The organism is Arsukibacterium tuosuense (assembly GCF_900215315.1).
Taxonomy (GTDB): Bacteria; Pseudomonadota; Gammaproteobacteria; order Enterobacterales; family Alteromonadaceae; genus Alishewanella; species Alishewanella tuosuense.
Genome location: NZ_OBEB01000001.1, coordinates 964,180 through 973,570 on the forward strand (window position 1 = coordinate 964,180; position 9,391 = coordinate 973,570).

Annotated in this window: 9 protein-coding genes, 1 tRNA gene and 2 rRNA genes; 1 reads left to right on the forward strand and 11 read right to left on the reverse strand. The window is 48.3% G+C overall.

Annotated features, from left to right (window positions below):
- Nucleotides 1-15 precede the first annotated feature (15 nt).
- Nucleotides 16-915, reverse strand: a complete 900-nt coding sequence (locus CRO03_RS04460; RefSeq protein ID WP_097110319.1) for an alpha/beta fold hydrolase — start codon at nt 913-915, stop codon at nt 16-18.
- Nucleotides 912-2,000: a phosphoserine phosphatase SerB gene (gene serB / locus CRO03_RS04465; protein ID WP_097110320.1), complete on the reverse strand. Its 1,089-nt coding sequence runs from the start codon at nt 1,998-2,000 to the stop codon at nt 912-914. Before serB ends, CRO03_RS04460 begins: the two co-directional genes overlap by 4 nt.
- Nucleotides 2,001-2,049: 49 nt before the next feature.
- On the opposite strand from serB, the gene CRO03_RS04470 reads away from it, so the two are divergent.
- Nucleotides 2,050-2,637 (forward strand): AhpA/YtjB family protein, encoded by a 588-nt coding sequence (locus CRO03_RS04470; RefSeq protein WP_097110321.1) that lies wholly within the window; start codon nt 2,050-2,052, stop codon nt 2,635-2,637.
- On the opposite strand, the gene CRO03_RS04475 is transcribed toward CRO03_RS04470, so the two are convergent.
- From CRO03_RS04475 to CRO03_RS04515, 9 genes are all read right to left on the reverse strand, one after another.
- On the reverse strand, nt 2,602-3,426 hold the full coding sequence (locus tag CRO03_RS04475) for a TatD family hydrolase (protein WP_097110322.1): 825 nt from the start codon (nt 3,424-3,426) through the stop codon (nt 2,602-2,604). The two genes, CRO03_RS04470 and CRO03_RS04475, sit on opposite strands and share 36 nt — an antisense overlap.
- Nucleotides 3,417-4,055 (reverse strand): pyridoxamine 5'-phosphate oxidase, encoded by a 639-nt coding sequence (gene pdxH / locus CRO03_RS04480; RefSeq protein ID WP_097110323.1) that lies wholly within the window; start codon nt 4,053-4,055, stop codon nt 3,417-3,419. Before pdxH ends, CRO03_RS04475 begins: the two co-directional genes overlap by 10 nt.
- Complete coding sequence (argS, locus tag CRO03_RS04485; RefSeq protein WP_097110324.1) at nt 4,055-5,794, reverse strand: arginine--tRNA ligase; 1,740 nt, start codon at nt 5,792-5,794, stop codon at nt 4,055-4,057. Before argS ends, pdxH begins: the two co-directional genes overlap by 1 nt.
- A gap of 12 nt (nt 5,795-5,806) precedes the next feature.
- Entirely contained in the window at nt 5,807-7,393 is a 1,587-nt protein-coding gene (gene prfC, locus CRO03_RS04490) for a peptide chain release factor 3 (RefSeq protein WP_097110325.1), read from the reverse strand.
- A gap of 102 nt (nt 7,394-7,495) precedes the next feature.
- Nucleotides 7,496-7,945 carry a ribosomal protein S18-alanine N-acetyltransferase gene (gene rimI, locus CRO03_RS04495; RefSeq protein ID WP_097110326.1) on the reverse strand — a complete coding sequence of 150 codons (450 nt, stop codon included), beginning with the start codon at nt 7,943-7,945 and terminating at the stop codon, nt 7,496-7,498.
- Nucleotides 7,935-8,282, reverse strand: coding sequence for a hypothetical protein (locus CRO03_RS04500; protein WP_097110327.1), 348 nt, complete (start codon nt 8,280-8,282; stop codon nt 7,935-7,937). The genes rimI and CRO03_RS04500 overlap by 11 nt, the downstream gene beginning before the upstream one ends.
- Before the next feature lie 12 nt (nt 8,283-8,294).
- Nucleotides 8,295-8,371, reverse strand: a tRNA-Trp gene (locus CRO03_RS04505).
- A gap of 603 nt (nt 8,372-8,974) precedes the next feature.
- Nucleotides 8,975-9,089 (reverse strand): 5S ribosomal RNA (rrf, locus tag CRO03_RS04510).
- A 160-nt stretch (nt 9,090-9,249) separates the two neighbouring features.
- Nucleotides 9,250-9,391, reverse strand: a 23S ribosomal RNA gene (locus tag CRO03_RS04515); the annotation flags it as partial.

A 9,391-nucleotide genomic window follows, 5' to 3' on the forward strand; every position in this document is an offset into this window, starting at 1 on the left:
CACCGGTCAACCGGCTTACTCAGCCAGATTGACCAGCCAATGATTTAACTGAACAAAATGATCTTCGTTGGCACTAGGGTGAGTAAGCATAGAAATATGATCGTAATCCTGTAAATAACCTTGCGCACGGCCCAGCAAAGTATATTTACCATGCTGTTGGCCGGTTTCCTGAATAAAGTTCTGTACGTCAGCCGGATGACCCAGCACGGTATCTTTTACCGCGGCAAAGTGCCAACTTGGGGGCCAATCAGTCTGCTTGCTGGCCGCGGCATAATCAAAACCATCGGTTATATCAGCGTAAGGCGCGCCTTTTATCCAGTTAATCGTATCTGATAGAAACTCTGTTGGTTCATTGTCTGCGCCAAAGCGCCATTGCTTTGCCGGTATATAACCATACTTACGGCCCAGCCATGGAGCAAGCCGGTTCCAGAGCCAATCTATTTTAATTTTGCGCTCAATGCTCTGAATACTGATAACCCTTTTTGTACCAAAATACACTTTGGCCCGTACTTTACTGATTAACCCGGGGAAGCGGGCCAGAGACGCAGCCAAAAGCACGCCACCCCAGGAATGAGCAATGACAGTTAACGGTTGCTGATGCTGCTGATAAACGAACTCAATTAATGCCGGAATATCCCGGGTAATGACCTGATGCTGACTCTGGTTAAAACCCGTACTCAGCTGCGGTTGCGATAAGCCCCGGCCAGCGAAATCAGCACAGTAGCCAATAAAGCCCTGATCAGCCAGATAACACGCTAAGCCTTTGCCTGAATGGCTGTAGAAAATACGGCCATTTTCGATTGCTCCGTGCAAAAACAACACCGGGCTTAGTGCATTTTGCAGTGGTATTAAACGTCTTAGATGCAGCTGATACTGCTGCAGATCAACATACATTGAGCTTTGCTGGTGCTTCATGCAGGGTCCAGTAAGTATAACAATTGTAGTAATGACCCCTGGTTTATTCTGGCTGAAACTGCAGTTTGTACTTTAGGTTTGGCATGAAACGCTACACCAAGTGCTGCCGTTTTTAACATTGGTAAATCATTAGCGCCATCACCAATAGCAACGGTCTGGCATGCTGCTATACCATAAGTTTCAGCCAGTAGGCTTACCGCTCTGGCTTTAGTATTGGCGTCAACTATATCGCCGACCACCTTGCCAGTTAATACGCCATTTTTAATTTCCAGTACATTGGCAAAAGTGGCTGTCAGCGCTAATCGCTGCTGAAGTACATCAGTAAAGTAAGTAAAGCCTCCTGAGGCAATAGCAACCCGCCATTGTTGTTGCTGCAAGGTGCTAACCAGCTCGGTTAAACCCGGCATCAGGGGTAAATCGTCTAACACCCGCTGCAAAACTGATTGCGGCGCACCTTTTAATGCTGCTACCCGCTCGGTTAAACTGGCTGCAAAATCCAGCTCGCCATTCATCGCCCGCGCAGTAATAGCAGCCACCTGTGGACCCACGCCGGCCAGCGCAGCAATTTCATCAATACACTCAATACTGATAGCGGTAGAGTCCATATCCATTACCAGCAAGCCAGGTTTTGATAACGTTACTCCCTGGTCCAGATAAACCAATTCAATCTGCTGCTCAGCAGCAAAAGCAAATAAACGCTGCTGCAGCTCAGCTGATAGCGCAGCAGTGAGCTGAATAAGCACGCCTGCGGGTAATTGTGGATGTGGTTGTAGCAATGAAGCTATTATGCCGGTATCCGTCGGGATTAACCGGCAAAATTCGTAAAGTAGTGCGCCATCTACCGGCTTGCCAAACAAACGGATTGAATAACCACTCAGCTCCGCTGGCTTGATGGGCTCTGGTGTAGCGTCAACCCCTGACTTTACGGACGGCGTTTTTTGCAAAAGCAGCTGCGGACCATCGGCTTGAAGCCGTAGCGCAGAGTGCTCAGTCAATAGTGTGGTGATGTACGCACCGGCCAGCTGCGTTGGCCTGACGGAAATTGAAAACGACAATGGGTAACCTATACTTGAAGTTAATACCATGGCATGCTTAGCGCATCCGGGCCAGCAGCAGTTGTTTGTTTAAAAAAATATGCAGAACAATATCGCAATACCAAGCTCCACTTCAAGTTTTATTAAGCTGGTTCAATTAGCTATTGCGGTAGTTGGTATTTGGTTCGTATTGCATAGTTGGGTTCAAACCAGTCAGCAGGGGCAGGCCATTCTGCAAAGCCAGGCTGAACAATTGATGCGGGAGAATTTGCTTACCTTGTCGCAGGCTGCAGCTTATCTGATAGAAAATGATCAGTTAGATGGTCTGGAACAATTGACCCGCAATATTGCTGCCAGCCCTTTTCTGTACGACGTAGTGTTTTACGACAGTAATGGGGTGCGTATCAGCTGGTCCGAAGCAAGTGCCGCGGCCAGAGTAATGTATGGTAAGTTTGCCAGCCAACCTCTAGTGCCTCTGGTTCAGGAAATCCGCAGCGAGCAGCAACTACTTGGTTATATTAAGATTAGCTTGCAACCTGATACCAAGTTAAATCCAAGTTTTACCCGCTGGCAAAAACTGATGCAGCACTTGTTATTACTATTGCTGGTAACCGGCCTGATTGGATATTTGTTGCGTCGCAGTTTCTCGCGTTTATCCAGACAAAGCTTTCGCTTGACCAAGCCGTAAAACCTCAACCGAGTTTTGCCAAAGTGTTACAGCAATCTGTTCTGCGGATTCGGTTCTAAGTAAACAAAACTCTTCGAAAATACGGCACAACTGAGCGGGGGTGTTAATTTCCCCCTGAAAACCTGCCAGCGGCATCGCAGGCGCGTCGGTTTCCAGCACGAAACTACTCAATGGCAACTTTTGCACGGTGTTACGGGTTTTCTGAGCCCGTTCATAGGTTATAGTACCGCCAATACCCAACTTAAAACCCATATCCAGAAAAGCCCCCGCTTGCTGCTGGCTGCCCGAGAATGCATGTAAGATGCCGCCTTCAGTAAACTGTTGTCTTTTCAGCTCTGCCAGCAGCTGGGGTTGGCTTTTACGGTGATGTAAAATTACTGGTTTAGCAAATTGTTTTGCCAGAGTAATCTGTGCTGCAAACAACTGTTGTTGTCTGTCAAATGTATCTTCAGCCAGCGCAAAGTCGAGGCCTATTTCACCTACAGCACATACTTCACCGGCATGCTGTTGCAGCAACTGATTAAGCCGCTCTATATCAACTAGCTTATGTTTAGCTGCCCACCAGGGGTGAATCCCCAGCGCGATATGCCAATTTGGTTGGCTATGATGCAAGTTAAGCAGATTATTCCAGGCGGCTTGTTCAACCGCCGGAATAACTAAGGCAGAGACACCAGCATCTTGTGCTTGTTGCCAATGAAGTGCTTCCGCTTTAGCAAGCTCTGGTAAATCAAGATGGCAATGGCTGTCAAACAGCTTAACCGTGGCTTGCCTGACACTGGTTACGGGCATAACCTTTCTATATCCCAGCTGTCATCGGCAGACTTACGGTACATAAAGCGATCATGCAGCCGGTGCTCGCCGCCCTGCCAGAATTCTATTTTGTGCGGCCGCACTAAAAAGCCGCCCCAGAACGATGGCAGTGGTACTTCACCGTGTTGAAACTTATGTTTAATCTCAGCAAATTTCTGCAGCAGCGCATGGCGGGTCGATACCGGTCGGCTTTGCTCTGATGCCCATGCTGCCAACTGGCTTTCTTTGGGCCGCGACAAAAAGTATTTCATTACCTGGCTATTAGGCACCCGCTCGGCCGTACCATAGACAATAACCTGCCGCTCTAACGGGTGCCATGGGAAGTGCAGGCACACCTTAGGGTTAGCACCCAGCTCCGTTGCCTTGCGGCTGCCAAGGTTGGTGTAAAAGGTAAAGCCATCCTGATTAACATCTTTTAGCAATACCAGCCGCTGTGACGGCTGGCCTTCGCTGTCGACACTCGCTACACACATTGCCGTCGGGTCTGGCAGCTCTGCTGCTATGGCATCTTTCAACCACAACTCGAACTGGGCAATTGGATCTGAATTAAGCTTATCTGCATCCAACTTATCTTTAGTGTAACTGCGGCGAATATCGTCTATTTTCATTACATGCGCTCCATTACCTCAATACCCAGCAAGTCTAAGCCTTGCTGCAGTACTTTGGATGCTAAAATACTGAGCATTAAACGGCTGTCGCGTAATTCTGGTTCAACCCCCTCTTTAAGGATGGGGCAGGCCTCGTAGAAACTCATATACAAACTAGCCAGCTCATATAGATAGTTACACAGCAAATTTGGCTGGGCGTCTTTTATTACCATTTGCAGGGTTTCTTCCAGCCGCAGCAGCTTAACTGCCAGCTGTTTCTCCTGAACCGACTGAACCAGGATTTCTGCACTGAAATTATCAGCCACTTCAGCTTTACGCAAAATACTGCGCACCCGGGTATAAGCATATTGCAAATACGGCGCGGTGGCGCCTTCAAAGCTAAGCATGGCATCCCAGCTGAAAATATAGTCGCTGGTACGGTTTTTTGATAAGTCAGCAAATTTGACCGCGCCAATGCCTACTTTATTGGCAATCTCAGCAATTTCGTCAGCAGTTAAATCAGTGGCTTTATCCTGCAATACGGTATTAGCTCTTACCACGGCTTCTTCCAGTAAGTCGGCCAGTTTAACGGTACCACCGGTGCGGGTTTTAAAAGGTTTGCCGTCTTCACCCATCATGGTGCCAAAGGGGCAGTGATCATAAGCCGTATTATCTCGCAGGTATCCCGCTTTACGTGACACCAACTCGACCTGTTTAAAGTGCAGCGCCTGGCGCGCATCAGTAAAAATAATTATCCGGTCTGCTGCTAACTCATGACTGCGGTACTGACAAGCGGCCAGATCGGTAGTTGCATATAAAAAGCCACCACCGGTTTTCTGGACAATAAAGGGTGACGGATTGCCTTCTTTGTCGGCCAGCTCAGTTAAAAACACCACCAACGCGCCCATGCTCTCAACAGCCAGCTTCTGCTGTTTTAAATCGTCGACGATGCCATGCAACATGCTGTTGTAAGCACTTTCTGGCTTAATATCAGCATGCTTCAATGTCACATTCAGTTTCTGATATACCTCGTCACTGTGTTTAATTGAGGTATCAATAAACAGCTGCCACAGCTTTTGGCAGTGGCTGTCACCACTTTGCAGTTTCACTACATACTCGCGAGACTTATCGGCAAAGCCGGCTTCGTCATCAAAGCGTTTTTTTGCTTCGCGGTAAAAGTCCTCGAGATCGGCCAATGCCACCTGCTCTAAATCTACGCCGGCGGCTATCTTATCTTCCAGATGCGCAATCAGCATACCAAACTGGGTACCCCAGTCGCCCATATGGTTCTGCCGAATGACTTTATCACCCCAGAATTCCAGGGTACGAACTACGGCATCGCCAATAATGGTTGAGCGTAAATGACCAACGTGCATCTCTTTGGCTAAGTTAGGCGCCGAGTAATCTACCACGACCGTTTGTGGCTGTTTATTAATACTAACCCCAAGACGCTTGTCGCCGGCAGCAAGCTTTAGCTGCTGCGCCAGCCAATCGGCTTTCAGCGACACATTAATAAAGCCCGGGCCGGCTATCTCTGCTTTCTCAGCAATATCGTTAAGATCGAGCAATGCCAGCAGTTTGCCAGCCAGCTCTCTGGGGTTGGTTTTTAGTAACTTAGCCGCGCCCATAGCGCCGTTTATCTGGTACTCACCAAACTCAGGCCTGGTACTTTGGGTCACCGCTGGATTTGTCCCTTCCGGTAAACCTAATGCAGTAAAGGCGGCTAAAGTTCTGTCAGTAAGAAGTTGCTTAATATTCATATCACCGGCCTGTTAGTGTTCACGGGTTTTCTGGAAAGAGATTTTCGGGTAGCGCTCAGTTGCCAGGTTCAGGTTAACCATCGTTGGCGCTATGTAGGTAAGATTATCACCGCCATCCAGTGCCAGGTTCGCGCTGGCTTTATTCTGAAACTCCTGCAAGGCCTTACCATCGTCGCTGTATACCCAGCGTGCTGTGGCGACGTTAACACTCTCATACAGGGCATCAACGTTGTACTCCGACTTTAAGCGGCTAACCACCACATCAAACTGCAGCACACCCACCGCGCCAACGATTAGATCATTAGTATCCAGTGGCCGGAATACCTGTACCGCGCCCTCTTCCGACAATTGCACCAGGCCTTTAAGCAACTGTTTTTGTTTTAATGGGTCACGTAACCGGATTCGGCGGAATAACTCAGGCGCAAAGTTTGGAATGCCGCTAAACTGCATATCCTCCCCAGTGGTGAAGGTGTCGCCAATTTTAATAGTGCCATGGTTATGTAAACCAATAATGTCGCCCGGGTAAGCTTCATCCAGATGCTCGCGATCGCCGGCCAGGAATGTCAGTGCTTGTGGGATCAGCACATCTTTGCCAATCCGGACATGCCGCACTTTCATGCCTTTTTCATACTTACCGGAAACAATCCGTAAAAACGCCACCCGATCGCGGTGTTTCGGATCCATGTTGGCCTGAATTTTAAAAACAAAACCACTAAAACCAGGCTCGCCTGGCTCAACTTTACGGCTGTTAGTTAAACGGGATTGGGGCTTAGGTGCCCACTCCGTCAGGCCATCCAGCATATGATCAACACCAAAGTTACCAAGTGCTGTACCGAAAAACACCGGGGTAAGCTCGCCTTTAAGGAACATGTCCTGATCAAACTCATTACTGGCACCCTGTACCAGCTCCATCTCATCGCGTAGCTGTGCGGCGTAGTAACCTATTCGCTTATCCAGCTCCAAATTGTTAAGACCTTTTATAACATCTAAGTCCTGGATGGTGTGGCCCATGCCCGACTTATACAAAATAATTTCATCCCGCAGAATATGATAAACACCTTTAAATTCTTTACCCGAGCCAATAGGCCAGGTAATGGGTGCGCAGGCGATTTTTAACACGCTTTCTACTTCATCGAGCAAATCGACCGGGTCGCGGATATCACGGTCCATCTTGTTCATAAAGGTGATGATAGGCGTATCCCGCAGCCGGGTAACCTCCATCAGTTTAATAGTCCGGTCTTCAACACCTTTGGCGCCATCGATGACCATTAAACAGGAGTCTACTGCGGTTAAAGTACGATAGGTATCTTCCGAAAAATCTTCGTGACCCGGGGTATCAAGCAGGTTTACCAGACAGTCATTATACGGAAACTGCATAACCGAGGTGGTAACAGAGATACCACGTTCCTTCTCCATTTCCATCCAGTCAGAGGTCGCAAACTGGCCAGATTTTTTACCTTTTACTGTACCGGCTTTCTGGATCAGATGTCCAAAAAGTAGCACCTTTTCAGTGATGGTGGTTTTACCGGCATCGGGGTGCGAAATAATAGCGAAGGTACGTCTGCTGTCTATTTCATGCAGAAATTTATCTTTATTCATGGTATCCAATATCAGTTAACAACCAGAGCGCTGGCTGGCAAAGCAACGAAAAATAATTGTCGGGGATTATAGCAGCATCACTGCCGCTGGCACAGCATGGGATTAATTTGTAAAGCTAAGCGGTAAACACATCATTATGGCATCTTCTTTACCAGTAGCGCTGCTATAGTAGTTTGGCCGGCAGCCCGCCTCAATAAAACCATGCTTCTGATACAGATGGATTGCAGACTGATTAGAAGCCCTTACTTCCAGCCAGGCCTCTGCAGCATTACGCTGCTCAGATTGTGTAATAAAATGAGCAAGCAACTTCCCTCCAAGCCCTTTACCTTGCACTTTGGCACTAACACAGATATTAAATAGCTGACTTTCAATGGCAATAAACTGGCCAAAATAAAAGCCCAACAGTTGATCATCATCGAACAAGCCAAAATTAAAATACTGGCTGCCGAAGCAGGATTTAAATACACCGTCAGTCCACGGATAACGATTCGCCACCGTTTCTATTGCCAGCAAAGCGGGAATATCTGAAAGCGTCAGGGGCTTAATCAGCATCGTCAGCTAAGTGTTGTTGCAACAATGCCCAAAGCTGTCGCTTAATGGCGGCTTGTTGCAGTGCGGTAAGTGATGGGGTCACCAGTAGGCTACCGTTATCGTTAAGCGCACATTGGCTGCTAGCGGGGTCGAGTAGCCATTCAGACACAGCAGTCTGTGCTAGCAGGTGTTTAATATCAGAACTTAATAGACATTCGTCAGGCTGCAACAACTGCGCAGTATCTGAGGTTTCAATTGCAGCGTGATTAGCTGACTCGGGAAAAAAAGACGACCGAGCATGCAGCGGTTTAATATTAAGCTGACGAAGTAACTGAGCCTGGCTTGCTGATATATTCATAATAAAGAGAAGTGGCAGGGGCAGAGGGATTCGAACCCCCAACCATCGGTTTTGGAGACCGCTGTTCTACCAATTGGAACTATGCCCCTAGCGTTGGAGGCGCCATTATACAAAAGCCTGTTTAAAGGTAAAGCTAAAAAACGCGTCAGGTAGTTCAAATGCATATAAAACGTACATAGCAGACTAGGTTTAGTTAATTTAGCATAAATGCCGACTAAACAAATCCCCCTCAATCCCCCTTTTGCAAAGGGGGAGGTTATTACGAGCCCGAAGCTGTCATCGACTAAATATATGATAGATATTTAATACGCAGAATCAGCATGGCGACTAAAACGCCGGGAGCGTTTTAGGACTGCCGCAGGCAGGTCCCAACGGGACGAGCCCCAGGGATGGGGCGAGCACTAAAACGCCGGGAGCGTTTTAGGACGTCGCGTGCGACGGCCCGAAGGGCGAAACACAGGGGTTGGCTTGTCAAAAGACCGACATCAGTGTACTACTCTCGCATGGCGACAAATTCGTCAGGAACGAATTTGGACTGCCGCAGGCAGGTCGCGAAGCGATGCAGGCCAGGGATGGTCTGCACAATGCCACACCCCGCAGGGGCTGTGGCCGGCGTGGGAGAGCAGTACACCCGCGCAGCGGATAAAGCAAAAAGCCCACTCGATTGAGTGGGCTCTTTGGCTTTATTGGGAGCCTGGCGGTGTACTACTCTCGCATGGCGAATGCCACACTACCATCGTCGCAGCTGCGTTTCACTTCTGAGTTCGGAATGGGATCAGGTGGGTCCACAGCGCTATTGCCACCAGGCAAAAAACTGTATGGAACATGCTTTAACGCCCTTCAGTGCGGCACTCTTGTGCTTTTTTGTCTGGTCAATTCCATGACAGGAATTGATAAAAACATGTTCCTATATTTAGCAAGCTGATTAAGTTCTCACACTGTACTTCTAAAACATCTTGGGCGTTGTATGGTTAAGCCTCTCGGGCAATTAGTATGAGTTAGCTTAACGTGTCACCACGCTTCCACACCTCACCTATCAACGTTGTGGTCTCCAACGACCCTTTAGTAGACTCGAAGTCTAAGGGATGACTCATCTTGTGGCCGGCTTC

Excerpts from the sequence above, each read along its gene's own strand:
- CRO03_RS04460 (WP_097110319.1), bottom strand. The coding sequence starts at position 915 with ATGAAGCACCAGCAAAGCTCAATGTATGTTGATCTGCAGCAGTATCAG.
- serB (WP_097110320.1), bottom strand. The coding sequence starts at position 2,000 with ATGGTATTAACTTCAAGTATAGGTTACCCATTGTCGTTTTCAATTTCC.
- CRO03_RS04470 (WP_097110321.1), top strand. The coding sequence starts at position 2,050 with ATGCAGAACAATATCGCAATACCAAGCTCCACTTCAAGTTTTATTAAG.
- CRO03_RS04475 (WP_097110322.1), bottom strand. The coding sequence starts at position 3,426 with ATGCCCGTAACCAGTGTCAGGCAAGCCACGGTTAAGCTGTTTGACAGC.
- pdxH (WP_097110323.1), bottom strand. The coding sequence starts at position 4,055 with ATGAAAATAGACGATATTCGCCGCAGTTACACTAAAGATAAGTTGGAT.
- argS (WP_097110324.1), bottom strand. The coding sequence starts at position 5,794 with ATGAATATTAAGCAACTTCTTACTGACAGAACTTTAGCCGCCTTTACT.
- prfC (WP_097110325.1), bottom strand. The coding sequence starts at position 7,393 with ATGAATAAAGATAAATTTCTGCATGAAATAGACAGCAGACGTACCTTC.
- rimI (WP_097110326.1), bottom strand. The coding sequence starts at position 7,945 with ATGCTGATTAAGCCCCTGACGCTTTCAGATATTCCCGCTTTGCTGGCA.
- CRO03_RS04500 (WP_097110327.1), bottom strand. The coding sequence starts at position 8,282 with ATGAATATATCAGCAAGCCAGGCTCAGTTACTTCGTCAGCTTAATATT.